The organism is Streptomyces sp. NPDC088766, from assembly GCF_044750845.1.
Lineage (GTDB): Bacteria > Actinomycetota > Actinomycetes > Streptomycetales > Streptomycetaceae > Streptomyces.
On record NZ_JBIVKQ010000035.1, the window covers coordinates 1 to 26093 of the forward strand.

The 26093-nt window shown below is 72.9% G+C and carries 21 protein-coding genes and 2 pseudogenes; 7 read left to right on the plus strand and 16 right to left on the minus strand.

Features of this window, described 5'->3' with window-relative positions; all coding sequences use genetic code 11:
- The 5 genes and pseudogenes from ACIP5W_RS32760 to tkt form a co-directional block, all read right to left on the minus strand.
- Window positions 1-299 (minus strand): annotated as a pseudogene (locus tag ACIP5W_RS32760) (glucose-6-phosphate isomerase); the annotation flags it as partial.
- Window positions 292-1227, minus strand: a complete 936-nt coding sequence (opcA, locus tag ACIP5W_RS32765) for a glucose-6-phosphate dehydrogenase assembly protein OpcA (protein WP_401481197.1) — start codon at window positions 1225-1227, stop codon at window positions 292-294. The pseudogene ACIP5W_RS32760 and the gene opcA, both read right to left, overlap by 8 nt.
- A complete protein-coding gene (gene zwf / locus ACIP5W_RS32770) occupies window positions 1224-2768 on the minus strand; it encodes a glucose-6-phosphate dehydrogenase (RefSeq protein ID WP_401481199.1) in 1545 nt (514 codons plus the stop codon). The genes opcA and zwf overlap by 4 nt, the downstream gene beginning before the upstream one ends.
- The gene (gene tal / locus ACIP5W_RS32775; RefSeq protein WP_401481201.1) at window positions 2765-3928 is read right to left on the minus strand and encodes a transaldolase; all 1164 of its coding nucleotides are present in this window, start codon (window positions 3926-3928) and stop codon (window positions 2765-2767) included. The genes zwf and tal overlap by 4 nt, the downstream gene beginning before the upstream one ends.
- Before the next feature lie 19 nt (window positions 3929-3947).
- Complete coding sequence (gene tkt / locus ACIP5W_RS32780; protein WP_401481203.1) at window positions 3948-6041, minus strand: transketolase; 2094 nt, start codon at window positions 6039-6041, stop codon at window positions 3948-3950.
- A gap of 155 nt (window positions 6042-6196) precedes the next feature.
- On the opposite strand from tkt, the gene ACIP5W_RS32785 reads away from it, so the two are divergent.
- Window positions 6197-7084, plus strand: a complete 888-nt coding sequence (locus ACIP5W_RS32785; protein ID WP_401481205.1) for a helix-turn-helix domain-containing protein — start codon at window positions 6197-6199, stop codon at window positions 7082-7084.
- A 45-nt stretch (window positions 7085-7129) separates the two neighbouring features.
- On the opposite strand, the gene ACIP5W_RS32790 is transcribed toward ACIP5W_RS32785, so the two are convergent.
- Window positions 7130-8533, minus strand: a complete 1404-nt coding sequence (locus ACIP5W_RS32790) for a glycoside hydrolase family 16 protein (protein ID WP_401481207.1) — start codon at window positions 8531-8533, stop codon at window positions 7130-7132.
- Window positions 8534-9319: 786 nt separating this feature from the next.
- On the opposite strand from ACIP5W_RS32790, the gene ACIP5W_RS32795 reads away from it, so the two are divergent.
- Window positions 9320-9586 carry a metal-sensitive transcriptional regulator gene (locus ACIP5W_RS32795; protein WP_401481294.1) on the plus strand — a complete coding sequence of 89 codons (267 nt, stop codon included), beginning with the start codon at window positions 9320-9322 and terminating at the stop codon, window positions 9584-9586.
- 466 nt (window positions 9587-10052) lie between these two features.
- On the opposite strand, the gene ACIP5W_RS32800 is transcribed toward ACIP5W_RS32795, so the two are convergent.
- Together ACIP5W_RS32800 and ACIP5W_RS32805 are read right to left on the minus strand one after the other, a co-directional pair.
- Window positions 10053-10388, minus strand: a complete 336-nt coding sequence (locus ACIP5W_RS32800) for a YnfA family protein (RefSeq protein WP_401481209.1) — start codon at window positions 10386-10388, stop codon at window positions 10053-10055.
- Window positions 10389-10491: 103 nt separating this feature from the next.
- Window positions 10492-10643: pseudogene (locus ACIP5W_RS32805) on the minus strand (IS5/IS1182 family transposase); the annotation flags it as partial.
- A 151-nt stretch (window positions 10644-10794) separates the two neighbouring features.
- On the opposite strand from ACIP5W_RS32805, the gene ACIP5W_RS32810 reads away from it, so the two are divergent.
- Both ACIP5W_RS32810 and ACIP5W_RS32815 read left to right on the plus strand, forming a co-directional pair.
- The gene (locus ACIP5W_RS32810) at window positions 10795-12132 is read left to right on the plus strand and encodes a 6-phospho-beta-glucosidase (protein ID WP_401481211.1); all 1338 of its coding nucleotides are present in this window, start codon (window positions 10795-10797) and stop codon (window positions 12130-12132) included.
- A gap of 216 nt (window positions 12133-12348) precedes the next feature.
- A complete protein-coding gene (locus ACIP5W_RS32815; RefSeq protein WP_401481213.1) occupies window positions 12349-15411 on the plus strand; it encodes an alpha-mannosidase in 3063 nt (1020 codons plus the stop codon).
- 559 nt (window positions 15412-15970) lie between these two features.
- Here the strand turns inward: ACIP5W_RS32815 and ACIP5W_RS32820 are convergent.
- Window positions 15971-17101, minus strand: a complete 1131-nt coding sequence (locus ACIP5W_RS32820) for an ATP-grasp domain-containing protein (RefSeq protein WP_401481215.1) — start codon at window positions 17099-17101, stop codon at window positions 15971-15973.
- Window positions 17102-17372: 271 nt separating this feature from the next.
- Here ACIP5W_RS32820 and ACIP5W_RS32825 point away from each other — a divergent pair, with 271 nt between their 5' ends.
- Together ACIP5W_RS32825 and ACIP5W_RS32830 are read left to right on the plus strand one after the other, a co-directional pair.
- Complete coding sequence (locus tag ACIP5W_RS32825) at window positions 17373-18233, plus strand: metallophosphoesterase family protein (RefSeq protein ID WP_401481217.1); 861 nt, start codon at window positions 17373-17375, stop codon at window positions 18231-18233.
- Window positions 18230-18919 (plus strand): 4'-phosphopantetheinyl transferase, encoded by a 690-nt coding sequence (locus ACIP5W_RS32830; RefSeq protein ID WP_401481219.1) that lies wholly within the window; start codon window positions 18230-18232, stop codon window positions 18917-18919. Before ACIP5W_RS32825 ends, ACIP5W_RS32830 begins: the two co-directional genes overlap by 4 nt.
- A 41-nt stretch (window positions 18920-18960) precedes the next feature.
- Here ACIP5W_RS32830 and ACIP5W_RS32835 read toward each other — a convergent pair whose 3' ends face one another.
- The 3 genes from ACIP5W_RS32835 to ACIP5W_RS32845 form a co-directional block, all read right to left on the minus strand.
- A complete protein-coding gene (locus ACIP5W_RS32835; protein ID WP_401481221.1) occupies window positions 18961-19200 on the minus strand; it encodes a hypothetical protein in 240 nt (79 codons plus the stop codon).
- Window positions 19201-19647: 447 nt separating this feature from the next.
- On the minus strand, window positions 19648-20190 hold the full coding sequence (locus ACIP5W_RS32840) for a toxin-antitoxin system, toxin component (RefSeq protein WP_401481296.1): 543 nt from the start codon (window positions 20188-20190) through the stop codon (window positions 19648-19650).
- A 41-nt stretch (window positions 20191-20231) separates the two neighbouring features.
- On the minus strand, window positions 20232-20882 hold the full coding sequence (locus tag ACIP5W_RS32845) for a helix-turn-helix domain-containing protein (RefSeq protein WP_382788671.1): 651 nt from the start codon (window positions 20880-20882) through the stop codon (window positions 20232-20234).
- Between the two features lie 228 nt (window positions 20883-21110).
- Between ACIP5W_RS32845 and ACIP5W_RS32850 the strand changes: the two genes are divergently transcribed.
- Window positions 21111-21776 (plus strand): hypothetical protein, encoded by a 666-nt coding sequence (locus ACIP5W_RS32850; protein ID WP_401481223.1) that lies wholly within the window; start codon window positions 21111-21113, stop codon window positions 21774-21776.
- 220 nt (window positions 21777-21996) lie between these two features.
- On the opposite strand, the gene ACIP5W_RS32855 is transcribed toward ACIP5W_RS32850, so the two are convergent.
- From ACIP5W_RS32855 to ACIP5W_RS32870, 4 genes are all read right to left on the minus strand, one after another.
- On the minus strand, window positions 21997-23508 hold the full coding sequence (locus ACIP5W_RS32855) for an MFS transporter (protein ID WP_401481225.1): 1512 nt from the start codon (window positions 23506-23508) through the stop codon (window positions 21997-21999).
- Between the two features lie 222 nt (window positions 23509-23730).
- A complete protein-coding gene (locus tag ACIP5W_RS32860) occupies window positions 23731-24537 on the minus strand; it encodes an endo alpha-1,4 polygalactosaminidase (RefSeq protein WP_401481227.1) in 807 nt (268 codons plus the stop codon).
- Window positions 24534-25196 (minus strand): spherulation-specific family 4 protein, encoded by a 663-nt coding sequence (locus ACIP5W_RS32865; RefSeq protein ID WP_401481229.1) that lies wholly within the window; start codon window positions 25194-25196, stop codon window positions 24534-24536. Before ACIP5W_RS32865 ends, ACIP5W_RS32860 begins: the two co-directional genes overlap by 4 nt.
- On the minus strand, window positions 25193-26086 hold the full coding sequence (locus tag ACIP5W_RS32870; protein ID WP_401481231.1) for an NAD-dependent epimerase/dehydratase family protein: 894 nt from the start codon (window positions 26084-26086) through the stop codon (window positions 25193-25195). The genes ACIP5W_RS32865 and ACIP5W_RS32870 overlap by 4 nt, the downstream gene beginning before the upstream one ends.
- Between the last annotated feature and the right edge of the window lie 7 nt (window positions 26087-26093).

The following is a 26093-nucleotide window of genomic DNA, read 5'->3' on the forward strand; positions in this document are numbered from 1 at the left end:
AACGCGGTGTGCAGCACGGCCCGGTCCTCGGTGATGTTGATCCGCTCACCACGGAACATCGCGTCCCGCAGCCGGAACACACCGGTCGCAGCGGCGAGTTCCTGCAGCAGCGCGAGCGTCTCGTCGGTGATCAGGTGCTTGGAGTAGTCGATGTGCAGGTCACCGACGCGCACGACGTACCGTTCGGCGCGCCCGGGGTCGGCGGCGAACAGTTCGCGCAGCTGCGCGGGCCGGCGGACGCGGTGGTCCTCCAGCGCGGTCCACTCGGGCCGCCGGGTGAGCACGGGGGTGTCAGACATGGGAGGGGGTCTCCTTGGTGGCCTCGCCCCGCAGGGCGATGGCGTACATCTCGTCCGCGTCGAGGCGCCGCAGCTCCTCGGCGATCAGTTCGGAGGTGGGGCGGACCTTCAGCGCGAGGGTCCGCGAGGGCTGGCCGGGCAGGGACATCGTGGCCAGCGGGCCCTCGGGACGGTCGATGACGATCTCGCCGTCGCCGGTGCCGAGCCGGACGGCCGTGACGACCGGACCCGCGGTCTCCACCCGGTCCACGGACACCTTCAGCCGGGCCTCCAGCCAGCGCGCGAGCAGTTCGGCGCTCGGGTTGTCCGCCTCGCTCTCCACGGCCGCCGAGACGATCGGCACCCGCGCCTGGTCCAGCGCCGCCGCCAGCATCGAACGCCACGGCGTCAGCCGGGTCCACGCCAGGTCGGTGTCGCCGGGCGCGTACGACCGCACGCGCATCTCCAGTGCCTGCAGGGGCCGCTCGACGGCGTACATGTCGGTGATCCGGCGCTGGGCCAGCGCGCCCAGCGGGTCCTTGACCGGGTTCTGCGGCGCGTTCACCGGCCACCACACGACGACCGGGGCGTCCGGCAGCAGCAGCGGCAGCACGACGGAGTCGGCGTGCTCGGACACCTCGCCGTAGGTCCGCAGGATCACCGTCTCCCCGGTGCCGGCCTCGGAACCCACCCGCACCTCGGCGTCGAGCCGCGACTGCGTGCGCTCGCGGGGGGTGCGGGCGTGCCGCTTGATGACGACCAGGGTGCGCGAGGGATGCTCGTGCGAGGCCTCCTCGGCCGCCTTGATCGAGTCGTAGGCGTTCTCCTCGTCCGTGACGATCACCATCGTCAGGACCATGCCCACGGCCGGTGTGCCGATGGCGCGGCGGCCCTTCACCAGCGCCTTGTTGATCTTGCTTGCCGTGGTGTCGGTCAGGTCGATCTTCATGGCCTGCGCCAGCTCCGTCCGTCTTGTGCGAGCATCTCGTCGGCTTCCTCGGGTCCCCAGCTGCCCGAGGCGTACTGCGCGGGCCTGCCGTGCCGTGCCCAGTGCTCCTCGATCGGGTCGAGGATCCTCCAGGACTCTTCCACTTCCTGGTGGCGCGGGAACAGGTTGGCGTCGCCGAGCAGCACGTCCAGGATGAGGCGCTCGTACGCCTCCGGGCTGGACTCCGTGAAGGACTCGCCGTACGCGAAGTCCATCGTGACGTCCCGGATCTCCATCGACGTGCCCGGCACCTTGGAGCCGAAGCGGACGGTGACGCCCTCGTCGGGCTGGACCCGGATGACGATCGCGTTGGCGCCGAGTTCCTCGGTGGCGCTGGAGTCGAAGGGGGAGTGCGGCGCCCGCTGGAAGACCACCGCGATCTCGGTGACGCGGCGGCCCAGGCGCTTTCCGGTGCGCAGGTAGAACGGGACGCCCGCCCAGCGGCGGTTGTCGACGTTCAGCCGGACGGCGGCGTAGGTGTCCGTGGTGGACGACGGGTCGATGCCGTCCTCCTCCAGGTAGCCGCGCACCTTCTCGCCGCCCTGCCAGGCGCCCGCGTACTGCGCCCGCACCGTGTGCCGGCCGAGGTCCTCCGGCAGCTTCACGGCGTGGAGGACCTTCAGCTTCTCGGTCAGCAGCGAGGCCGCGTCGAAGGAGGCGGGCTCCTCCATCGCGGTCAGCGCCATCAGCTGCAGGAGGTGGTTCTGGATGACGTCACGCGCCGAGCCGATGCCGTCGTAGTAGCCCGCCCGGCCGCCGATGCCGATGTCCTCGGCCATCGTGATCTGGACGTGGTCGACGTACGACCGGTTCCAGATCGGCTCGAACATCTGGTTGGCGAAGCGCAGCGCCAGGATGTTCTGGACGGTCTCCTTGCCCAGGTAGTGGTCGATGCGGAACACCTGGTCCGGCTCGAACACGTCGTGCACGATCGCGTTCAGCTCCCGCGCGCTCGCCAGGTCGTGCCCGAACGGCTTCTCGATGACCGCCCGCCGCCACGACCCGTCCGGCGCGTTCGCCAGCCCGTGCTTCTTGAGCTGCTCGACGACCTTGGGGAAGAACTTCGGCGGGACCGACAGGTAGAAGGCGAAGTTGCCGCCGGTGCCGCGGGACCGGTCCAGCTCCTCGACGGCGTCGCGCAGCTGCTTGAACGCCGCGTCGTCGTCGAAGTCGCCCGGGATGAACCGCATGCCCTCGGCGAGCTGCTGCCAGACCTCCTCGCGGAACGGCGTCCGCGCGTGCTCGCGCACCGCGTCGTGGACGACCTGCGCGAAGTCCTGGTCCTCCCAGTCGCGGCGCGCGAAGCCGACGAGCGAGAAGCCCGGCGGGAGCAGGCCGCGGTTGGCGAGGTCGTAGACGGCGGGCATCAGCTTCTTGCGGGACAGGTCGCCGGTCACGCCGAAGATGACGAGCCCGGACGGGCCGGCGATACGGGGCAGGCGCCGGTCGCGGGGATCCCGCAGCGGGTTGTCCCAGACGGCGTCGGTGCCGGCGGTGCTCATTCCGCGTCAACTCCTTCGGTGTCGAGTGCCTCGGTGTCCAGCGACTTCGTGACCGCGTCCAGCAGGTCCTGCCACGCCACCGCGAACTTGGCGACGCCCTCCTCCTCCAGCCGGGTGACGACCTCGTCGTAGGAGATGCCGAGCGCCGCCACGGCGGCGAGGTCCGCACGGGCCTGTGCGTAGCCGCCGGTGACCGTGTCGCCGGTGACGGCGCCGTGGTCGGCGGTGGCGTTCAGCGTGGCCTCCGGCATGGTGTTGACGGTGCCGGGCGCCACGAGTTCGTCGACGTACAGCGTGTCCTTGTACGCAGGATCCTTCACACCGGTGGATGCCCACAGCGGACGCTGCTTGTTCGCCCTCGCCCCGGCGAGGGCGGTCCAGCGGTCTCCCGCGAAGACCTCCTCGTACGCCTGGTAGGCCAGCCGCGCGTTGGCGAGCGCCGCCCGTCCCCGCAGCGCGAGGGCCTCGTCGGTGCCGAGGACGGTGAGGCGCTTGTCGATCTCGGCGTCGACGCGGGAGACGAAGAAGGAGGCGACGGAGTGGATCGTGGAGAGGTCGACGCCCCGGGCGGCGGCCTTCTCCAGGCCGGCCAGGTAGGCGTCCATGACCTCGCGGTAGCGCTCCAGGGAGAAGATCAGCGTGACGTTGACGCTGATGCCGAGGCCGATGACCTCGGTGATCGCGGGGAGACCGGCCTTCGTCGCCGGAATCTTGATCATGACGTTGGGGCGGTCCACGAGCCAGGCCAGCTGCTTCGCCTCGGCGATCGTGGCCGCGGTCTCGTGGGCGAGACGCGGGTCGACCTCGATGGAGACCCGGCCGTCACGGCCCCCCGTGGCCGTGTACACGGAACGCAGGACGTCCGCGGCCGCGCGCACGTCCGCGGTCGTCATCATCCGTACCGCCTCGTCGACCGTGACACCCCGTACGGCGAGGTCGGCGAGCTGCTCCTGGTAGCCCTCGCCGGAGCCGATGGCGGCCTGGAAGATCGACGGGTTGGTGGTGACGCCGACGACGTGCCGAGTGGCGACGAGTTCGGCCAGGTTGCCGGACGTGATCCGCTTGCGGGACAGGTCGTCCAGCCAGATCGAGACGCCTTCGTCGGAGAGGCGCCGCAGGGCACCACCCGCGGTGGCGGTTGCTTCGGTCATTGTGATCATCTTCTTTCTGGCGTTCGGATCAACCGCGGGCGGAGGCAAGGCCCGTGATCGAATTCAACGAGGCCCGGGCCGCGGCGGCGACGTTCTCGGGGGTGAAGCCGAACTCGGCGAACAGGGTCGCGGCGTCGGCGGAGGCACCGAAGTGCTCCAGGGAGACGATGCGTCCCGCGTCCCCCACGAAGCGGTGCCAGGTCAGGCCGATGCCCGCCTCGACGGCGACCCGGGCCCGCACCGACGGCGGCAGGACGCTGTCGCGGTACTCGCGCGACTGCTCCTCGAACCACTCCACGGACGGCATCGACACCACCCGGGCGCCGGTCCCCTCGGCCTCCAGCGCCTCCCGCGCGGCGACGGCCAGGTGCACCTCGGAACCGGTGGCGATCAGGATCACGTCCGGGGTGTCCTTCGAGGACTCCCGCAGGACGTAACCGCCCTTCGCCGCGTCCGGGTTCGGCGCGTACACGGGCACGCCCTGCCGGGTGAGGGCCAGTCCGTGCGGCGCCGGGCGGGTGCCGTGCCGGCGCATGATTTCCGCCCAGGCGATCGCGGTCTCGTTGGCGTCGGCGGGGCGGACCACGTTCAGGCCGGGGATCGCGCGCAGCGAGGCCAGGTGCTCGACCGGCTGGTGGGTGGGACCGTCCTCGCCGAGACCGACGGAGTCGTGCGTCCACACGTACGTCACCGGCAGCTGCATCAGCGCCGACATGCGCACGGCGTTGCGCATGTAGTCGGAGAAGACGAGGAACGTGCCGCCGTAGACGCGGGTGTTGCCGTGCAGCGCGATGCCGTTCATCTCCGCGGCCATCGAGAACTCGCGGATGCCGAAGTGGACGGTGCGGCCGTACGGATCGGCCTCGGGCAGCGGGTTGCCCTCGGGCAGGAACGACGACGTCTTGTCGATCGTCGTGTTGTTCGAGCCGGCCAGGTCGGCCGAGCCGCCCCACAGCTCGGGGACGACCGCGCCGAGCGCCTGGAGCACCCTGCCGGAGGCCGCGCGGGTGGCGACCGCCCCGCCCTCCTCGAAGACGGGCAGGTGGTCCTCCCAGCCCTCGGGGAGCCGGCCGGCCAGGACCCGGTCGAGCAGCTTCGCCCGCTCCGGCTGCGCGCCGCGCCACACGTCGAGCCGCTTGTTCCAGGCGGCGTGCGCCTCGGCGCCCCGGTCCAGGGCGGCGCGGGTGTGGGCGAGCACGTCGCCCGGGACCTCGAAGGAGCGCTCCGGGTCGAAGCCCAGGACCCGCTTGGTGGCGGCCACCTCGTCGTCGCCGAGGGCGGAGCCGTGGGAGGCCTCGGTGTTCCGCGCGTTCGGGGCGGGCCAGGCGATGACCGTGCGCATCGCGATGATCGAGGGGCGTGCTGTCTCGGCCCGCGCCGCGGTCAGGGCCGCGTACAGGGCGCGCACGTCGATGTCGCCGTCCTCCTGCGGCTCGATCCGCTGCACGTGCCAGCCGTAGGCCTCGTACCGCTTCAGGACGTCCTCGGAGAAGGCGGTCGCGGTGTCGCCCTCGATGGAGATGTGGTTGTCGTCGTAGAGGAAGACCAGGTTGCCGAGCTTCTGGTGGCCGGCGAGCGAGGAGGCCTCGGCCGAGACGCCCTCCTGGAGGTCGCCGTCGGAGACGATCGCCCAGACGGTGTGGTCGAACGGCGAGTCGCCCTCGGGCGCCCCGGGGTCGAACAGGCCGCGCTCGTAGCGGGCGGCCATGGCCATGCCGACCGCGTTGGCGGCGCCCTGGCCGAGCGGCCCGGTGGTGGTCTCCACGCCGGCGGTGTGCCCGTACTCGGGGTGGCCCGGCGTCTTCGAACCGTGTGTGCGGAACGCCTCGAGGTCGTCCAGTCCCAGCTCGTAGCCGGCCAGGAACAGCTGGGTGTACAGGGTCAGCGAGGTGTGGCCGGGGGAGAGCACGAAGCGGTCACGCCCGGTCCACTCCGGGTCCGCCGGGTCGTGCCGCATCACCTTCTGAAAGATCGTGTACGCGGCCGGTGCGAGACTCATCGCGGTGCCGGGGTGCCCGTTGCCCACCTTCTGCACGGCATCCGCCGCCAGCAGGCGTGCGGTGTCGACGGCACGCCGGTCGAGTTCGGTCCATTCGAAACTGTCCGGTGACTGCGTGCTCATCTTCAAGAAATCCTCGATCCGAGCGGAGTGGCTGGTCTGACGCGTTCAAAAGTAAAAGTCTGACTTTTTCGAGGGAAGGTCGGTGTGTGTCACGCTGTGGTGAAAGTGGGACACCCCGGCGGTGCCGGGCGGGCACGAGGCGGCACGAGACGGACATGGCGGACACCACCGTCGGAGACGGCGACGCGATCAGGACGTTCCCCTTCCCGGCGGGCCTCAGCGTCGGCGGCGTCGGCATGCAGGTCGGCCCCATGGGCGTCGGCCGCACCTGGCACGCCGACGCGCCGCTGGAGCGCGTCCACCGGATCGACTTCCACACCGTCCTGCTGTTCACCGGCGGCCCCGTCCGTCACATGGTCGACTTCGCCGAGTACGAGGCCACGGCCGGCGACGTCCTGTGGATCCGTCCGGGCCAGGTCCACCGCTTCTCGAAGACCAGCGAGTACCGCGGAACCGTCCTGACCATGCAGCCCGGCTTCCTGCCCCGCGCCACCGTCGAGGCCACCGGCCTGTACCGCTACGACCTGCCGCCGCTGCTCCACCCCGACGAGGCCCGGTCGGCCGGCCTGCGCGCCGCCCTGGAGCATCTGCAACGGGAGTACGAGGACACCGAGACCCTGCCCCCCAGCCTGCACACCTCGGTGCTGCGGCACTGCCTGACGGCGTTTCTGCTGCGCCTCGCGCACCTCGCCGCCAGCTCGGCGGAGGCGGCCGGCCGTCAGGCCGACACCACCTTCACCCTCTTCCGGGAGGCCGTGGAGAGGGACTTCGCCACCAACCACAGCGTCAGCGCGTACGCCGACGCGCTCGGTTACTCCCGCCGCACCCTCGTGCGCGCGGTGCGCGCCGCGACCGGCCAGACGCCCAAGGGCTTCATCGACCGGCGGGTCGTCCTGGAGGCGAAGCGGCTCCTGGCCCACACGGAACTGCCGATCGGCCGGGTCGGCGCGGCGGTGGGCTTCCCCGACCCGGCGAACTTCTCCAAGTTCTTCCACCAGCACACGGACATGACACCGGCGGCGTTCCGCGCGGAACTGCGCTGAAACGCCGCCGGGTCGACGGTCCCGCCCCGCGGGCCCTCGGTGGCCTCAGTGGCCGAAGCTGAACCAGTTCACGTTCACGAAGTCGGCGGGCTGCCCGCTGGTGAAGGTCAGGTAGACGTCGTGGGTTCCGGTGACGGAGGCGATGTTCGCCGGGACCGTCCGCCACGACTGCCAGCCGCCCGTGTTGGCCAGCGCGAAACTCCCGATCGGCGCGGCGGTACGGCTGTCCAGGCGCACCTCGACCAGACCGCTGACGCCTCCGGCCGCGCCGCTCGCCACCCGGGCGGTGAACTGCCGGGCCGCCGTGGAGCCGAAGTTCACGCCGCGGAAGAGCGCCCAGTCGCCGTTTGCGAGGGCGCCGATGTTCTGTCCGCCGCCGCTGTCGGTGGTGGTCTCGGTGATCGTGCCGGACTGGGCGTCGTACGACTCGGCCTGGACGGCGGCGTAGGCGTCGCGGTTGCCGGTCGGGGGAGGCGTGGTGCCGCCCCCGCCGCCCGCGGCCTGGAGGACCTGCACGTAGTCGACGACCATCGGCACGCCCGGGCGCGTGTCACCGTCCAGCCCGCCGCCGAACGCGTCCGGGAAGCCGCCGCCCATCGCCACGTTGAGGATGACGAAGAAGCCGTGGTTCGTCGCGTTGTTCCAGGTGGTGGCATCCATCTGGGCGGCCGTCACCGTGTGGTAGTTGACGCCGTCGACGAAGAAGCGGATCGCCTCGGGGGTCACCGAGCGGTCCCACTCCATCGTGTAGGTGTGGAAGCCCGACTGGCACGTGGTGTTGGGACACGCGGTGGAGTTGCCGATACCGGTGGTCTCGTTGCACGGGCCGCCCGGACTGGTCCCGCAGTGCATCGTCGACCAGACCCGGTTCAGCCCCTGGACGTTCTCCATGATGTCCAGCTCGCCGACCGAGGGCCAGTTCTGGTAGTTGCCCCGGTAGGGGGCGCCCAGCGTCCAGAACGCCGGCCAGTAGCCCTCGGCGGCGGTCCCCGTCACGTTCGGCATCTGCAGCCGGGCCTCGACCCGCAGCCTGCCGCCGGACGGCGGCTGGAAGTCGGTGCGCCTGGTCTCGATGCGGCCCGAGGTCCAGCGGCCCGCCGCGTCCCGGAGCGGGGTGATGCGCAGGTTGCCGTTGCCGTCGAGCGAGACGTTGCTCGTGCTGTTCGTCATCGTCTCGACCTCGCCGGTGCCCCAGTTCGCGGGACCGCCCGGATACGAGGTGCCGGTGGCGTACTGCCAGTTGGAGGTGTTCACGCCGGTGCCGGCGGCGCCGTTGAAGTCGTCGAGGAAGACCTGCGACCAGCCCGACGGGGGAGTGGGCGCGGAGGCGTTCGCGGACGGGGAGGCCACCGCGGCGGCCGCCGCGAGGCCGAGGGTGCCGACGGCGGCGACGAGTGCCCGCCGCAGGGAGCGGCGTCTGCGCGCAGGTGTGCCGGAGGGTTCGCTCATGGTGGGGGTGCCTCTCGGGGACGGAGTGGTCGTGCGCGGGTGCCGTCGGCAGCGCCCGATGCATGAGAGCGCTCTCACGGCGTCGCCAATGTGCCCCTCGGCACCCCGGCCGTCAAGAGTCAAAGCAGGGAAAGTCCTTGCCTCCCGGGTGAGTTCACCCTGTGAACGGCGCCACCCCGGACGGCGTCCGCCTCTGCACGGGCCGGCCCCGCGGACGGCGTCCGCCCCCGGACGGGTCGGTCCTGAGGACGGCGTCCGCCTCTGCACGGCCCGGCCCCGCGGACGGCGCCTCACCCGAGGGCGCTGCCGGCCTTCCGCTCCTGCCACGACAGGTTCCACCCGTTGGGGCCGTTGGGTGCGGTGCCGGCCCGCTCGCCCGAGTTCTTCACGACCGGCCACGTCCCCGGGCACCGAACCCTCGTGGAACCGGTGGCCCGCCACCGGGCCACCGGGCCGCCGGCCGCGCCCCCGGCGCCGTGCGGTCCGGTGCGGCCGTGGCCGGTGTCGCGGCCGCCGCACACCGGGGCCGCCGCCCAGTGGTGCGACCCGTGGCCGGAGGGATCCTGCGAACCGGAGGGTGGCGGCTGAGGTTTTCGTGGAGAAGGGGACTGTGGGGGCTGGGAAGCGGTGGATGAGAGGGGCGGCGGCCGGTGCGCCGGGATGCGGGAGGCCACGGGGCCGGTGCCGCCGGGCCTGACGGGGAACAGAAACTCTTCCCGAGGCGTTCTTCCCCATTGGGTACGATACCCGCGGGGGTATATACGAGGAGGAAGCGTGCAACTCGACATGTCGGCCGACGAGCTGAAGTCGGCGCTCAACCGCCTGCGGCGGGCGCAGGGCCAGCTCGCGGGAGTGATCCGGATGATCGAGGAGGGCCGGGACTGCGAGGACGTGGTCACCCAGCTCGCGGCGGTCTCCCGGGCCCTGGACCGGGCCGGCTTCTCGATCATCGCGACCGGGCTGGAACAGTGCATGACCAGCGAGGATCCCGAGGTGCGCGACTCCGCACAGATGCGGGCCCGGCTGGAGAAGCTCTTCCTGTCCCTGGCCTGACCGGGTCGTCCGGCACGGCCGGGACGTTCACCTCCGGCAGCACGAGGGCCGGCAGCGGCGTGCCGCCGGTACCGGGGCGGTCACCGTGGCAGCGTCTGGGTGACGCGCCACAGCCGGCGGGGCAGGGCGCCCTCCTCGAAGGCGTGGACCTCCCGCAGTCGCCAGCCGTCGGCGAGGGAGTCGACCAGGTCGCGGGGGGGGAAAAGAAGTGCACCGCGAAGCCGCCGTGCTCCCAGATGTCGTCACCGTGTCCGGTGCCCGTGCCGTAGTGCGCGTCGCCGGTGTGCCGCACGGCGCGGACGAGGACCCCGCCCGGCCGGTGCCGGGACCCTCTGCGGGCCGGCCTGGATCCACACCGTGCAGCCGCGGCGCGCGCACCTCACCGTCGGCACCGCCGGCCGCGGTCCGCGCGGAGCGGAGGCGGGTCGCGCGGCTCCGCGCGGAGCGGAGGCGGGTCGTACGGTGGTCAGCGGCCGCGGGGCGCGTACATGATCACGGCCATGCCCGCGAGGCACACCAGGGCGCCGACGATGTCGAAGCGGTCGGGGCGGTAGCCGTCTGCGACCACGCCCCAGGCGATCGACCCGGCCACGAAGATCCCGCCGTACGCGGCCAGGATGCGCCCGAAGTCGTCGTCGGACTGGAACGTGGCCACCACGCCGTACAGGCCGAGGGCGACGACACCGGCGCCGATCCAGGTCCAGCCCCTGTGCTCGCGGATGCCCTGCCAGACCAGCCAGGCGCCACCGATCTCGAAGAGGGCGGCGACGACGAACAGGGCGACGGAACGAGCGACGGTCATACCGGCCGACCCTACCGGCGGCCCGCACCGGCGATCTTCCGCGGGTTCCCGGAGGCGCGGCAGCCGCACCCACCCCCACCGGCGCGCTCTCCGGCGCCCGGGAGCCGCCGTCGGCGATCGTGGTGTCGTGCCGACGGCGGCTCCGGCTCCGGATTCCTCCCGGCCCCGGCAGTCGTTACGGTTACCGGGCAGGGGCCGGCCGGCAACGGCGATCAGGCGCGTGCCCGCGTCGACGACCTGGTGGCCGGTTCGATGGCCGGTCCGGTGGTCGGTCCGGTGGTCGGCGGACCTGAGGTCCGCCGGAACCGGATGCGGTGGTGACCAACGCGCCGGGGGATCCGACGGCCCGTTCTCTCTGGAGGAGACCGGCGTCGAGGTGGCCCTGGCCGGCAGGAGAGGTGCGAGCGTGAAACTGACGATTCTGGGCGGCGGCGGATTCCGGGTGCCGCTGGTGTACGGGGCGCTGCTGACGGACCACGCCGAGGGGCGGGTCACGCAGGTCGTACTGCACGACCTGGACGGCAGCCGACTGCGTGCGGTCGCCCGTGTACTGGCCGAACAGGCTTCGACGGTGGCCGACGCCCCCACCGTGACCACGACCACCGACCTCGACGAGGCCCTGCGCGGCGCCGACTTCGTCTTCTCCGCGATCCGCGTCGGCGGCCTGGAGGGCCGGGCGAACGACGAACGGGTGGCCCTGGCGGAGGGCGTCCTCGGCCAGGAGACGGTCGGCGCGGGCGGCATCGCCTACGGTCTGCGCACGCTGCCCGTCGCGTCCGGCATCGCCCGGCGGGTGGCCCGCCTCGCCCCCGACGCCTGGGTCATCAACTTCACCAACCCGGCCGGCCTGGTCACCGAGGCCATGTCCCACCACCTCGGCGACCGCGTCATCGGCATCTGCGACTCGCCGGTCGGCCTCGGCCGTCGTATCGCGCGCGTCCTCGGCGCGGACCCGGGCGAGGCGTTCATCGACTACGTCGGCCTCAACCACCTCGGCTGGGTACGGGGCCTGCGGATCGCCGGCCGCGACGAACTCCCGCGCCTGCTCGCCGACTCCGGCCTGCTCGGCTCCTTCGAGGAGGGCAAGCTGTTCGGCGTCGACTGGCTCCGGTCGCTCGGCGCGATCCCGAACGAGTACCTGCACTACTACTACTTCAACCGCGAGGCCGTGCGCGCCTACCAGCAGGCGGAGAAGACCCGCGGCGCCTTCCTGCGCGACCAGCAGGCCCGGTTCTACGAGGAGGCGCGCCGGCCCGACGCGTCGGCGCTGAGCCTCTGGGAACGCACCCGCGCCGAGCGCGAGGCGACCTACATGGCCGAGAACCGCGAGACGGCCGGCGCCGGCGAACGCGACGCCGACGACCTCTCCGGCGGCTACGAGAAGGTGGCCCTCGCCCTGATGCGGGCCATCGCCCGCGACGAACGCACCACCCTGATCCTCAACGTCCGCAACCAGGGCACGCTCTCGGTGCTCGACAGGGACGCGGTCATCGAGGTGCCCTGCCTCGTCGACGCCAACGGAGCCCATCCGGTGGCGGTGGCCCCGCTGCCGGAGCACGCGACCGGCCTGGTCTGCGCGGTGAAGGGGGTCGAGCGCGAGGTGCTGGCCGCCGCCGAGTCCGGTTCGCGCGCCGGCGCGGTGAAGGCCTTCGCCCTGCACCCGCTGGTCGACTCCGTGAACGTGGCCCGCCGGCTGGTCGAGGGCTACACCGCCGTCCACCCCGGCCTGGCGTACCTCACGTAGGGCACCGCGGGCAGGCCGGCCTCGCGTTGCGCGCGTCGGGCATGCGTACCTCGGGAACGCGCACGCCGGGAACGCGCACGCCGGGAACGCGCACGCCGGGAACGCGCGCCCACCTGCGCGTACCTCCGGCGAGCCACCCTGGGTAAGCGCTTTCCCTCTTCCTCTCCTTGCCGTAGGTTCCAGCCATCCGCCTTCCCGGCTCCCTGGAGACTTCCCATGCACGACGAACGCCGCCGGATCGAGGAGCGCGTCGAACGCGTCCACACCCAGCGCATCAAGCCCGCCGTCTACGCGGCCACCGTGCCCCTCGACGTCGAGGCCTGGCAGGCGCCGGGCGAGCCCGTCCCGTTCGCGGAGGCCGCGGCCGCCCCCTACGAGCCCTTCGTGATGGGCACACCCTGGGGCCCGCCCTGGGGGACCACCTGGTTCCGGATGCGCGGCCGGGTGCCCGCCGAATGGGCCGGGCGGCGGGTCGAGGCGGTCGTCGACCTCGGCTTCACCGAGGACTGGCCCGGCAACCAGGCCGAGGCCCTGGTCCACCTGACCGACGGCACCCCGCTGAAGGCGGTCAACCCGCTCAACCAGTACGTGCCGATCGGCAACCCGGCGACCGGCGGCGAGGTGATCGACTACCTGGTCGAGGCGGCCTCCAACCCCGACATCCTGGCGAACGGCTTCGCGGCCCCGACGCCGCTCGGCGACGTACTGACGGCAGGCGACCGTCCCCTGTACACATTCCGCAGCGCCGACATCGCCGTCCTCGACGAGCAGGTCTGGCACCTCGACCTCGACCTCCAGGTCCTGCGCGAACTCATGGTCCACCTCGGTGAGCACGAGCCACGCCGGCACGAGATCCTGCACGCCCTCGACCGGGCCATGGACGCCCTCGACCTGGACGACGTCTCCGGCAGCGCCGCCGCCGTCCGCGAGGTCCTCGCCCCCGTCCTGGCCAGGCCCGCCCACGCCAGCGCGCACACCGTCTCCGGCGTCGGCCACGCGCACATCGACTCCGCCTGGCTGTGGCCCATCCGCGAGACCAAGCGCAAGACGTCCCGCACCTTCTCCAACGTCACCGCGCTCGCCGACGAGTACGACGACTTCATCTTCGCCTGCTCGCAGGCCCAGCAGTACGAGTGGGTGCGCGACCACTACCCCAAGGTCTGGGCGCGCATCCAGGAGTCGGTGCGCAAGGGGCAGTGGGCGCCGGTCGGCGGCATGTGGGTCGAGTCCGACGGCAACCTGCCCGGCGGCGAGGCCATCGCCCGCCAACTGGTCCACGGCAAGCGGTTCTTCATCGAGCACTTCGGGATCGAGACCAAGGGGGTCTGGCTGCCGGACTCCTTCGGCTACAACGCGGCCTACCCGCAGCTCGCCAAGCTCGCCGGCAACGAGTGGTTCCTCACCCAGAAGATCTCCTGGAACCAGACGAACACCTTCCCCCACCACACCTTCTGGTGGGAGGGCATCGACGGCACCCGCATCTTCACCCACTTCCCCCCGATCGACACCTACAACGCCCGCTTCAGCGGCGTGGAGATGGACCGCGCCGTCCGCAACTACGCGGAGAAGGGCGTCGGCACCCGCTCCCTGGCCCCCTTCGGCTGGGGCGACGGCGGTGGCGGTCCCACCCGCGAGATCATGGAACGCGCCCGCCGGCTCGCCGACCTGGAGGGCTCGCCCAAGGTCGTCGTCGAGCACCCCGACGACTTCTTCGCCAAGGCCCGCGCCGAGTACCCGGACGCCCCGGTGTGGAACGGCGAGCTGTACCTGGAGCTGCACCGCGCCACCTACACCTCCCAGGCCCGCACCAAGCAGGGCAATCGCCGCTCCGAACACCGTCTGCGCGAGGCCGAGTTGTGGGCGACGACGGCCGCGCTGCACGCGCCGGGCTACGCCTACCCCCACGAGAAGCTCGACCGGCTGTGGAAGACGGTCCTGCTCCACCAGTTCCACGACATCCTGCCGGGCTCGTCGATCGCCTGGGTCCACCGCGAGGCGGAGGCCGAGTACGCCCGTGTGGCGGGGGAGCTGGAGGAGCTGACGACGGAGGCCGTCGGCGCGCTGGGCGGCGGCGGGCCCCGGGTGTTCAACACCAGCCCCTACGACCGTGCCGAGGTGGTCCGCACCGGCACGGGCACGCCGGTCTTCGTGAAGGTCCCGGCGGGCGGCAGCGCGCCCCTCACGGACGCCGGACCCCCGCAGCCGGTCCGGGTCCGCGGGCGCGTCCTCGACAACGGGCTGGTGCGGGTGGAGGTCGCCGAGGACGGCACGCTGTCCTCGGTGTTCGACCTGCGGGCGAACCGTGAGGTCCTCGCCGATGCCGGCAACCTGCTGCGCCTGCACACCGACCTCCCGAACAACTGGGACGCCTGGGACATCGACAAGCACTACCGGAACCGGTACACCGACCTCCTGGCGGCGGACTCCGTCGAGGTCGTGGAGGAGGACCCGCTCGTCGGCGCCGTCCGGGTCACCCGTTCCTTCGGCAAGGGCTCGACGATCACCCAGACCGTCACCCTGCGCGCCGGCAGCCCTCGCGTCGACTTCGAGACCGACATCGACTGGCACGAGGCCGAGAAGATCCTCAAGGCCGCGTTCCCGGTGGACGTGCGCGCCCCGCACTCCTGCGCCGAGATCCAGTTCGGCCACGTCCAGCGCCCCACCCACACCAACACCACGTGGGAGGCGGCGAAGTTCGAGGTGTCCTGCCACCGCTGGGTGCACATCGGCGAGCCGGGCTACGGCGTGGCCGTCCTCAACGACTCCACCTACGGCCACGACGTCTCCCGCACGGTCCGCGAGGACGGCGGCACGACCACCACCGTCCGGCTCAGCCTGGTGCGCGCCCCGCGCGTCCCGGACCCCGAGGCCGACCAGGGCAGGCACCGCTTCATCTACGCGCTGCTGCCCGGCGCGAGCGTCGAGGACGCGGTCGCCGAGGGTTACGCCCTCAACCTCCCGCTGCGGGTGGCCGACGCGGCGGGTGCGCCCGCCCCGGTCGTCTCCGTCGACGGCGAGGGCATCACCGTCGAGGCGGTGAAGCTCGCCGACGACGCGTCCGGCGATGTCGTCGTCCGGCTCTACGAGTCGCGCGGCGGCCGGGCCACCGGCACCCTGCGCACCGGTTTCCCGCTCGCCGGCGCGCAGGTCACGGACCTGCTGGAGCGACCGCTGGAGCCGGCCGTCACCGACGGCGGGAACGGCGTCCCCGTGCGGCTGCGGCCCTTCCAGATCCTGACGCTCCGGCTGAGCCGCACCGCCACCGGTCGCCGGCCCTGACCGTCCGGCGGGCCCGGAATCCGACGGGCCCGCCTCTCGCGGCGAAGCCCCTTGCACAGCAGGGGTGTCCGACCGTGGTGCTGCTGACGTGCTCGGGCCGGCCGGTCGCTCCCCGTGACAGCGGCCGGCCGGCCCGATCCCCCGTTTCCCCGGGGATCCCCCGTCGATCCCCGGTTCCCCCGTGGCCCCCCGTGCGGTGGTGCTCGTCGTGCCTTCCTGCTCCCACGAAGGTCCCCCGTGACCCCCGTCGTCCCCCGTCGTTCCTCCGTGGGCCTTCGGTGTTACACCGTCAAGAGCGCGCACTCCGGGCCCTGATACACCCCGGGAGGAAAAAATCCCCCGGACTTTTCGTCCGGGGGACTTCGGCGGATCACGTCGATGACGCTCCGGCCGTTGCCGCCGGTGGGCGTCCGCTGCCGGTCTGCCCGTCCCGGGCCGGATCACAGCCGCCGGAGGACGCCGGATTACAGCCGCCGGAGGACAGGGCGAACGCCAGTGCGTACCGCGCGGCCCCGGTCGCGTTCGTCACCGGGGCCGCGCTCGGCGGTGCGCCCGAGGTCTACAGCGGCAGCGCCTGCGCCGCCTGGCCGACCTCGACCGAGCCGACCGGTGCGGGCACGGCCGGCAGCAGGGGCTCCGTCTCCTCCGTCCGCTGCGGGGCGAGCGGCACGGCGCCCAGCTGACGCGGCCCCGACACCACCGCGTAGTCCTGCCCGAGGAACGGCGGCACGATCTCGCCCGGGTCCTCGCCGAGCGCCAGCTGCACGGCCGCCCACGGCGCGTTGACCCCGCACAGGGACAGCTGGTGCAGACCGCCGGCCGGACGGGTGTTGACGTCCATCAGGACCGGGACGTCACCGAACATCCGGAACTGGATGTTGGACAGGTAGTGCAGCCCGAAGCCCTCGGCGATCCGCCGGGCCGGCTCCAGCCACTGCTCCTGGAGGGTGAAGCCGCGGCGGCGGCCGTTCTTGGTGCGGCCGATCGACAGCCGGATCAGGTTGTCCGGGCCGGTCAGGCAGTCCACCGACACCTCCGGCTGCTCCAGCCGCGGCATCACCAGCCAGTCCACCTGCTCCTCGGCCTGCTCCAGCGCCTCGACGACCATGTCCAGCTGGACGTACGGCGACGGGAAACCGCTGAGCTGCGCCAGCGAGAAGGGGGCACGGGTGATCACCCGGAAGCCCACTCCGCCCGCGCCGGACGCCGGCTTGAAGCACGCCTTGTGGCCGTCGGCCTCCAACGCCTCGACGGCGGCGACGAGTTCGGATGCCGTCCGGACCCGCCACCACGGCGGCACGGGCACGCCGATGGCCTGGACCGCCTCGTAGGCGATCACCTTGTCGTGGAAGACCGCGACGGCCTCCGGCGGCGGGGCGAGCAGCGCCGTCCCGGCCGCGGCGAAGTCCGCGCGGTGCGCCACGATCGCCGCCTGGTGCAGCCGGGGCACGAACACGTCGATGCCGCGGCGCCTGCACTGGTCGAGCGCGTACTCGACGTACGCGGCGGGGGACAGGCCCTCCGGCTCCAGGTCGGCGGTGTCGGCGGCGGCCAGCACGGGCGAGTCGACGTCACCGTGCGTGGCGTGGATGTCCACGGCCCGGTCGCTCGGATTTCGCCGCAGCTGATCCATGAAGAACACGTTCTCCGCGTACGTGCGGTTGAGCCAGACGCGTACGCGAGAGACCATGCAGGCCGCCTTTCACGGTTCGCGGGCAGGGCGAAGCAGGCCCGGCCCGGGCAGGGGGATTGGAGGGACACCAAACCGCCCTGCGCGAAGGCAGGTCGGGGCGGTGGTGTTGGGGCGATCATACGGCTTCCCGGAGGTGCCGCGTGCAACGCGCGTGTTACGGATTTTCCGATCATGTTCGTACGGGGCGCGAGCGCGGGTAAGGATGGGACGGCCGCGGTGCCTTTCGTGCGCGCGGTGACGGGTGAGAGCCGGGGAACGGGAGCACAGCGTGACGTCGACGGCCGGTGGAGCCGGGCAACTGCTGGCCATCAGCGATCTGCACATCGGCTATCCCGAGAACCGGGCCCTGGTCGAGCGCATGGCCCCGGAGACCGACGAGGACTGGCTGCTGGTCGCCGGGGACGTCTCGGAGAGCGTGGCCGACATCCGCTGGACGCTGAAGACCCTCGCGAGCCGTTTCCGCAAGGTCGTCTGGGCCCCCGGCAACCACGAACTGTGGACCCACCCCAAGGACACCGTCACCCTGCGCGGCGTCGCCCGCTACGAGCACCTCGTCGAGATGTGCCGCGAGCTGGGCGTGACCACCCCCGAGGACCCCTACCCCGTCTGGGAGGGCCCCGGCGGCCCCGTCGCCGTCGCCCCGCTGTTCCTGCTGTACGACTACTCGTTCCTCCCGGCCGGCTGCGCCACCAAGGAGGAAGGTCTGGAGTACGCGCACGGGACCGGCGTCGTGTGCAACGACGAGTACCTGCTGCACCCCGACCCCTACCCGACCCGCGAGGACTGGTGCCGGGCCCGCGTCGCCGAGACCGGGCGCCGGCTCGCCGCCCTCCCGGAGGACCTCCCCACGGTCCTCGTCAACCACTATCCGCTGGACCGGCACCCCACCGACGTCCTGTGGTATCCCGAGTTCGCCATGTGGTGCGGCACCCGGCTGACCGCCGACTGGCACCGCCGCTTCCGGGTCGCCGCCATGGTCTACGGCCATCTGCACATCCCGCGGACCACCTGGCACGAGGGCGTCCGCTTCGAGGAGGTGTCGGTGGGCTACCCCCGCGAGTGGCGCAAACGCCCGCAGCCGCCGGGCCGGCTGCGCCGCATCCTGCCCTGGGAGGGTGAGAACGCGTGATCGAGGAACTGCTGCCGGAGACGGTCGTCGCCGTGGAGGCGCACGGCGAGGACGGCGTCCGCGAGTTCGGCGACGGGCCCCTCCACCCGGAGGAGGAGGCACTGGTGGCACGGGCCGTCGCCAAACGCCGCCGGGAGTTCACCCTCGTGCGCTCCTGCGCCCGCCGCGCCATGGACAAGCTCGGCGTGCCCCCGCAGGCCGTGCTGCCCGGCGAACGCGGAGCCCCCCGGTGGCCGGCCGGACTGGCCGGCAGCATGACCCACTGCGACGGCTACGCGGCGGCCGCCCTGGTCCGGGCCGCCGACCTGGCCTCGCTCGGCATCGACGCCGAACCGCACCAGCCGCTCCCCGACGGCGTCCTGTCCGCCGTCGCCCTGCCCGCGGAGCAGGAACGGCTGCGCCGACTGGCCGCGGACCGGCCCGAGGTGCACTGGGACCGGCTGCTGTTCAGCGCCAAGGAATCCGTCTACAAGGCGTGGTTCCCCCTCACCCGGAAGTGGCTGGACTTCGCCGAGGCCGACATCGAGATCGACGCCGGACCCGCGGGCGGCTCGCAGGGCACCCTCAGGGCCCGGCTCCTCGTCCCCGGACCGGTGGTCGGCGGCCACCGCCTCGGACACTTCGAGGGCGGCTGGACCGTCGGCCGCGGACTGGTGGCGACGGCGATCACCGTCCCGCACGGCTGAACCCCGCGGGCCCGCGGCCCCACCGCCCGCTCGTCCCGCCGTCACCGCTCCGGGAACCAGCTGCGCAGCAGCCGGAAGAACTCCTCCTCGCCGCCGGTGAGACCGGCGGCCGCCAGGGCCTGCTCCGCCTCGGCGAGAACGACGGGCGGGACCACCGGCGGCAGCCGGTCGTACGGCGGACCGCCGGCGTCGTCCCCGAACGCCGCCCGGACGGTGTGGAGCAGCCGCAGGTAGGCCTGCACGGCGGTGCGCTCGCGGTCGGTCAGTACGGCAGTGGGCATCGGTCGGCTCTCCCCGTGTCGGCGTCGTCTCCCACGCGCCGGTCACGGCGCGTGCGCCCCCGTACGGCGGCGCACCCTCAAGCTTGCCGCCCACCACTGACAGTCCGGCTCTCCCGGACAGCGGTTCGCCCGCTCGGCCGAGGCCGGACGTCACCGAAAGCCCCCGCGGTAAAGCCGACGGCCGGTGACGGCCCCGCGCCGGCCCTTGTCCACGGCATCGGGGCCGGGCCGATTCGCCCCGGCAGATCCGCCCGGCCGGAACGTCGCGCCGGACCGTGCGACCCCTCTCAGCCGCCAGGCCCGACCCCGCGGCCCGGACTGCCCCTCTCAGCCGCCAGGCCCGACCCCGCGGCCCGGACTGCCCCTCTCAGCCGCCAGGCCCGACCCCGCGGCCCGGACTGCCCCTCTCAGTCGCCAGGCCGACCCGTGGCCCGGGGGCGGCCCGCCTCAGCCGCCAGGCCGGTCCTGTGGCCCGAGGTACCCGAGCGCCGCCTCGATCCGGCCCGCCAGGTGATCACGCCGCCCGCGGCCGCGCGGCGACGAACCGGGCAGCCAGGTACGGCACTTGCTGGCGAGGAGCAGGCCGAAGCTCTCGGCGTCCCGCTCCTCCGCCTGGTCGAACCGGGTGCGCGCGGCGACGCTGCGGACCGTCGCCTGGAGGTCCGCCCCGTCGTGGAGCAGCCGGGCCGCGACCGCGGCGCCCTCCACGTGGTGACCGCAGTGGCCCGCCTTCATGTGCCACAGCTCATGGCCCAGGATCACCAACTGGTGGTCGGGAGCGGTGCGTTCCTCGATCACGACGAGGTCCTGGTCGGCCATGTCGAGCCACAGGCCGCTCGCGGTGCCCGGCGGGAACGCGGCCGTACGGAAGACGACCGGACGGCCGCGGCGGCGGCTCATGCCCTCGCACAGGGCCGCGTACAGGTCGGCGGGGGCGGCGGGGGCGCGGAGGGTCAGTTCCGCGACCAACTCGCCGCACAGCCGGCGCATGTCCTTGGCGATGCCCACAGTTCTCCCAGTTCTCCCCCGGATCACGACTCCGGCCGCTTCACGCTCTCCAGGAGCATGTCCAGCCACTCGGCGACCTTGTCGCGGTGCTGATCGGTGGGCAGTTGGGCGGCCCGCCAAGCGATCCCGCGCACTCCGTGGTCCTGGAGCAGCCGCTCCAGCGGGTCCTCGGCGGCCGCGGCCGCCTCCCGGGCGGCGAGCTTCTGGAGCAACTCCTGCTCGATGTGCTGGAGGGCGCCCGCCAGGGCCTCGGGGTCCTCGGCCGTGAGGAAGCCGGCGTGCACGCGGAAGAAACGCTGGAGGGCGTCGCAGTGCTCCATGGTGGGGCGGCGGTCGCCGTTGATGAGGGCACCCGCCTGCTGCCGCGACATACCGGCGCCGTCGGCGATCTCCTGCTGGGTGTACTTGCGGCCGTTGGGCTTGAGCCGGGTGCGGCGCAACAGGTCCAGCCGCTGCAGGAACCTGGCCTGCACGTCCGGTTCCCCCGCCGGACGGCCGCTCAGCAGGGCCTTGACCACGGACTCGGGAACGCCGGAGGCGATGGACAGCCGTCCGGTGCCGAAAACCTCCGCGTGCGGCACGCCGAGCCGGTCGGCGAGAGCGGTGACGCGGGCGACGACGGCCGACAACAGCACCGTCGCCGTGGCGCCCGGAACCTCGAAGCCATCCGTCACCGACAGGTCTCCTACGTCTCTCACGAGCCTCTCACGGGCACACGCGATCGCCGTGAACTGCCCGGAGAGTAACCGGTCTTTCGAACTCACATCCAGGTCTCGCCACAACTGTGGCCAATTTCAGCCGTCAACCAGCGCCGAATGCCACGATAGTTGACACGCCGCGCGTCGGGCAGCAGGATCGGCACGCCGCGTGAAGGCCGCAGAGGCAAGAGGGGTGACCTCCCGATGGCGTATCAGGCAGGTGGGCAGCGGTCGGTACCGCGGCCCGTCCCCGCAAGTCCCGAGGCCCAGTCCTACCTACGGGACTACGCCGCGTATTTGGAGGCCGTGCCCTTTCCTTCCGTCGTTCTCGACCACCGCTGGGACGTCGTTCTCGCCAACGCCGCTTTCGCGTCACTTTTCCGCGACGTGGGCCCGCATCCGACCGCGCTGCCGGACGACAACTTCCTGCGGTTCGTCCTCTTCCACCCGGACGCGGCGTCGGTGCTCGGCGACCACGAGGCCGGCTGGTGCCTCCCCGTGCTCGCCCGGTTCGCCGCGACCCTCGAGCGGCACGGCCACGACCCCGTCCTGCAGGCGATCCGCCGCGAGATCGCCCAGGACCCCCTGATGGAGGCCGCCTACCGGCAGGGACTGCCGCACTGGGTGCGCGCCATGGGCGAGGACGCCGTCGAGCACGACGGGGCGGTCCGCACCCTGCTGCACCCCGACCCGCGCCGGCCCGCCACCGAGTGCCGTATCGTCGGTGAGACTCCGCGGACGCTGCGTGAGATGGGGTACACGCGGCTGACGATGGTGCTGCGCGAGGAACCCGCGCCGGCGTCCCGTGGGAGACGGCGTCCGCGCCGCACCGCGGGACACCTCAGCGTGGTCCCCGCCCCCGAGGCCTGACCGGGCACCGTCGGCGTTCAGGTCGCCGACGGCGCCCGGGTCAGCGGGACGCACCGCACGTTCCCGCCGAGGGCGGTCGGGTACGCACGGCGTCGCCGTCCCGGCCGGTGCCGCGGGAGAAGCAGTGCGACATGCCGACGGGCCCGGTGCTCGAAAGCACCGGGCCCGTCGGCCGCGCCGTCCCCGTCCCCACGGGCCGGCGCGGATCACCACATGCCGCTCACATGTGGACGGTGGGGGCGGCGTCCGCGTCGACCGCCGGGACGCCGCGCCGGTAGAGCAGCGCCGTGACCAGCGCGCCGACCGCGAAGAAGCCGGCCGACCACCAGTAGGCGGCGGAGTAGGACTCCAGCGCGGCCCGGGCCTGGGTCAGCTTGTCGGAGGGGTCCTTGCCCGCCAGGTACGAGGTGGCGGCGCCGGCCGCGAGGGTGTTGAGCAGGGCCGTGCCGATGGAGCCGCCGATCTGCTGCATCGTGTTGACGGAGGCCGAGGCGACTCCGGCGTCCTCGGTGGCCACACCGCTGGTGGCGACGCTCATGGCGGGGGCCATGATCAGGCCGATGCCGAGGCCGGTGACCAGCAGCGGGGGCAGGACGTCGGCCGCGTAGGTGCTGTCCAGGCCGAGGGCGGTCAGCCAGACCATGCCGGCGGCTCCGAGGATCATGCCGAGCGGGACCACGGTCTTCGGTCCGACGCGCGGCAGCAGGACGCTGGTGGACAGCGTGGCGCTCACCATGAGGGCACCGACCATCGGGAGGAAGGCCAGGCCCGTCCGGACGGCGGAGAAGCCGAGGCTGAGCTGGAGGTAGTAGGTCAGGAAGAGGAACACGCCGAACATTCCGGCGCTGGAGATCAGCATGGCGGTGAAGGACGCGCCGCGGTTGCGGTCCAGGAGCACCCGCAGCGGCAGCAGCGGATGCGGCGCCCTGGTCTGCCACCAGGTGAAGAGCGCCAGCAGCACGGTGCCGGCGGCGAGGAAGCCCCAGGACAGCGGCGAGCTCCAGTCGTGGGACTCGGCGTTGGAGAAGCCGTAGACGATGCCGAACAGGCCGGTGGTGACGAGGACCGTGCCGGGGATGTCGAGCTTGGCGCCGGGGTCGCGAGCCGTGCGCCGCAGCAGCAGCGAGCCGCCGACGATGGCGAAGGCCGCGATGAAGAGGTTGACGTAGAGGGTCCAGCGCCAGTCCAGGTACTCGGTGAGGACACCGCCGAGCAGCAGGCCGACGGCCGCGCCGGAGCCGGCGATCGCGCCGAAGATGCCGAAGGCCTTGGCGCGTTCCTTCGGGTCGGTGAAGGTGGTGGTCAGCAGGGAGAGCGCGGCGGGAGCGAGCAGCGCGCCGAACAGGCCCTGGAGGGCGCGGCCCGCGACGAGCATCTCGAAGCCGGTGGCCGCGCCTGCCACGGCGGAGGCGGCCGCGAAGCCGCTCACGCCGATGAGGAAGGCGGGCTTGCGGCCGAAGAGGTCGGCGATCCGGCCGCCGAGCAGCAGCAGGCTGCCGAAGGCCAGCGAGTAGGCGGTGACGATCCAGGTCCGGTTGCCGTCGGAGAAGCCGAGGTCGGCCTGGGCGGACGGCAGGGCGATGTTCACGATGGTCGCGTCCAGTACGACCATCAGCTGGGCGAGCCCGATGACGGCGAGGATCCACCACCGGTGGCGGGGCCCGGCGGCCTCGGCCGGTGAGCCGCTCCTGCCGGGCGACACCGTGTCCGGTGCTGCGGCTGTCTGAGCCATGGGGACGTACTCCAGTCGTGGTCGGTGACGACGTCGGTGGCGAAATCGGTGACGGCGTCGGTTACGAACATGTAAAACGAAACCGTTTCGTACAGCTAGCCTAGGTGTCCGACGAGCGAAACGCAAACGTTTCGCTCCGGTCCGCCCGTGAGGTGCCCGCCCTGCGCCCCGAACCCCCGGCCCGCGCCCTCGACGGTGCCCGTGGCCCGGCCCCCACCCCGCTCAGCAGGGCCTGCGCCACACCCCCAGCTCGGGCTTCTTCAGCATCGACGACAGGCGCAGCCTGCGGGACTCGGGGCAGAACTCCCCGGCCGGTTCCGTGTACTCCACGTGGAAGACCGCCTTGCCCGCCGCGACGAACGGGGTGAGACGGCCGCACTCGTCGTACTGGGCGCACTCCTCGTTCACCGCGAAGTCGAAGTCGGCGACCAGCTCGGGGATCTGGGGGAGGTCGTTCTTCAGCCCCACCGACAGGCCGCGCTCATGGGCGAGTTCGGCGATCATGCGGTTGTAGCGGAGCTGGTCGCGCGCGGTGAGCGGGAAGCCGGTCTCGTTGCCGTACCCCTCCACCAGGTCGGGTTCCACCGCGTCGAAACCCTTGTCGCGGCACATGTCGAAACGCTTCGCCATCAACGGCCGCAGGACGGAGACCCGCCGGATGTCCAGCCACCGTTCGCCCGCCCAGCCGTTGGGCTCACCGAGCACCGCGCGCGGGAAGGCGTCCTTGTCGGGCCGGAAGCTCTCCCACGCGCCGACGTTGACGTAGCAGATGACCTTGCGGCCGTCCCGGTGCAGCCGGGCCACGTCGGCCGCGGAGTTCTCGAAGCCGTCGATGTCGTACACGGGCACGTCGGCCGACGGGTCGACCCTGCCGTCGAGCTGCCACTGCCAGGCCAGGCCGGGGCGCGGCTGCCACCGGGGCCCCGCCGTCGGGTCCGGACCGCCGGTCCGGCCGTCCCCGGAACAGCCGCTCAGCGCCGTCACCAGCACGGCGGCCGACACCGCCAGGGCCGCCACCGCCCGCCTCACGACCGGACTCCGCTCAGCGCCGGACTCAACTCGGACCACGGGTTGGGAAGTTCACCGGTGACGGGACCGCAGACCGCCGCGCCGCGCTCGTGCGCGGTGCGCACGGCGAGCGGCACCAGCGCCTCCGGCACCCCGTAGACCAGGTGGCACAGCCGCTCGGGCGCCTGCCGGGCGGTCCACGCCGGTCTGCTGAACGCCGAGACGTACGTCGACCAGTGGCCCTCGAAGGTGACGGTCAGGTCGGCCAGCCGGGCGTACCCGACCGCCGGGTGGACCCCGGGATTCAGCACGACCGTCCCCGCCCCCTGCCGCCGCAGCGCCCGCACCAGCCGGCGGCAGGCGGACAGACCGTCCGCGGTCGCCGTCACCCGGTCCAGGAAACAGCCGTCGGCCGCGTACCACTCACGGTGCCGGCGCACCTCGTCGGCGATCTGTGCGTCGTCCCGGATCCCGTAGTCGGTGTCCACGTACCCCAGCAGCCGCGCCCCCGCCGCGCGCAGCGCCGAGGCCGCCGCCGCGAACGCCGGATCGGGCCCCTCGCCCGGCCCGTTCGCCGGATTGAGGACGACGCCGTAGGTGTCGGCGGCGGACCTGATCAGCCGGTGCCAGGCGCCCGGGTCCTCGGCCGGATGGACGTACAGCGGAATCAGCAGGCTCACACCGCACCGTCGCTTTCCCACAACGCGGCGAGGGCGTCGTCGAGGGTGTGGACCGGGCGCCAGCCGAGGGCCCGCGCGGCGGCGCCGATGTCCGAGCACTGCCAGGACACCCGGGCGGAACGGGCCGAGCCCGCCGCGTTCTCCTCCACCCGGCCCGCGAAACCCGCCTGCCGCACCATCCGCCGCACCAGCTCGCGCACCGGGACCGCCCGCCCGCCGCCGATGTTGAGGACGGGCGGCAGCGGACCGGGCGCCGTGACCGCCAGCGCCACGGCCCGCGCCACGTCGCGTACGTCCACGAAGTCGCGGTACGCCGACAGGTCGCCCAGCCGCAGCACCGCCTCCGCGTCCGGGCCCGCCGCCCGCAGCAGCCCGGCGATCCGGCCCGGCAGCCCCGAGGCGGGCGCCCCCGGCCCCACCGGGTTGCCCACCCGCAGCACCACCGCGTCCAGCCCGGACGCGGTCACCGCGACCGTCCCCGCGAGCTTGGTGGCGCCGTACGGGCCGGCCGGGCTGGTGGCCGCCGACTCCGTCACCCGGGTGTCCACGGCGCCGGGCCCGTACTCGGCGGCCGAGCCGAGGTGGACCAGGCGGGCCGCCGGGGCCGCCGCGCGCAGTGCCGCGCACAGGACGGCGGGGCCGCGGGCGTTGACCTCCGCGAGGGTCACGGCGTCGCCGCCGGTCGCGCCCGCGCAGTTGACGACGGTGTCGGGCGCGGCCGAGGCCAGGGTCTTCGCCAGCTGTTCCGGGCGGCCGGCGGCGAGGTCGACGGGGAACTCGGCGGCGGGCGAACGTCCGCCGCCGAGGACCCGCGTGCCCGGCAGGGCCCGCAGCCGCTCGGCGACGTGGGCGCCCAGGTAGCCGGTGTGGCCGAGGACGAGAATACGCATGTGGTGC

Bases quoted from the DNA above. Each gene is read 5' to 3' on its own strand.
- opcA (WP_401481197.1), bottom strand. From the start codon at position 1,227: ATGAAGATCGACCTGACCGACACCACGGCAAGCAAGATCAACAAGGCG.
- zwf (WP_401481199.1), bottom strand. From the start codon at position 2,768: ATGAGCACCGCCGGCACCGACGCCGTCTGGGACAACCCGCTGCGGGAT.
- ACIP5W_RS32870 (WP_401481231.1), bottom strand. From the start codon at position 26,086: ATGCGTATTCTCGTCCTCGGCCACACCGGCTACCTGGGCGCCCACGTC.
- ACIP5W_RS32815 (WP_401481213.1), top strand. From the start codon at position 12,349: ATGCACGACGAACGCCGCCGGATCGAGGAGCGCGTCGAACGCGTCCAC.
- tal (WP_401481201.1), bottom strand. From the start codon at position 3,928: ATGATCACAATGACCGAAGCAACCGCCACCGCGGGTGGTGCCCTGCGG.
- ACIP5W_RS32855 (WP_401481225.1), bottom strand. From the start codon at position 23,508: ATGGCTCAGACAGCCGCAGCACCGGACACGGTGTCGCCCGGCAGGAGC.
- ACIP5W_RS32835 (WP_401481221.1), bottom strand. From the start codon at position 19,200: ATGCCCACTGCCGTACTGACCGACCGCGAGCGCACCGCCGTGCAGGCC.
- ACIP5W_RS32800 (WP_401481209.1), bottom strand. From the start codon at position 10,388: ATGACCGTCGCTCGTTCCGTCGCCCTGTTCGTCGTCGCCGCCCTCTTC.
- ACIP5W_RS32795 (WP_401481294.1), top strand. From the start codon at position 9,320: ATGTCGGCCGACGAGCTGAAGTCGGCGCTCAACCGCCTGCGGCGGGCG.
- ACIP5W_RS32840 (WP_401481296.1), bottom strand. From the start codon at position 20,190: ATGCGCCGGCTGTGCGGCGAGTTGGTCGCGGAACTGACCCTCCGCGCC.
- ACIP5W_RS32790 (WP_401481207.1), bottom strand. From the start codon at position 8,533: ATGAGCGAACCCTCCGGCACACCTGCGCGCAGACGCCGCTCCCTGCGG.
- ACIP5W_RS32850 (WP_401481223.1), top strand. From the start codon at position 21,111: ATGGCGTATCAGGCAGGTGGGCAGCGGTCGGTACCGCGGCCCGTCCCC.
- tkt (WP_401481203.1), bottom strand. From the start codon at position 6,041: ATGAGCACGCAGTCACCGGACAGTTTCGAATGGACCGAACTCGACCGG.
- ACIP5W_RS32820 (WP_401481215.1), bottom strand. From the start codon at position 17,101: ATGGTCTCTCGCGTACGCGTCTGGCTCAACCGCACGTACGCGGAGAAC.
- ACIP5W_RS32785 (WP_401481205.1), top strand. From the start codon at position 6,197: ATGGCGGACACCACCGTCGGAGACGGCGACGCGATCAGGACGTTCCCC.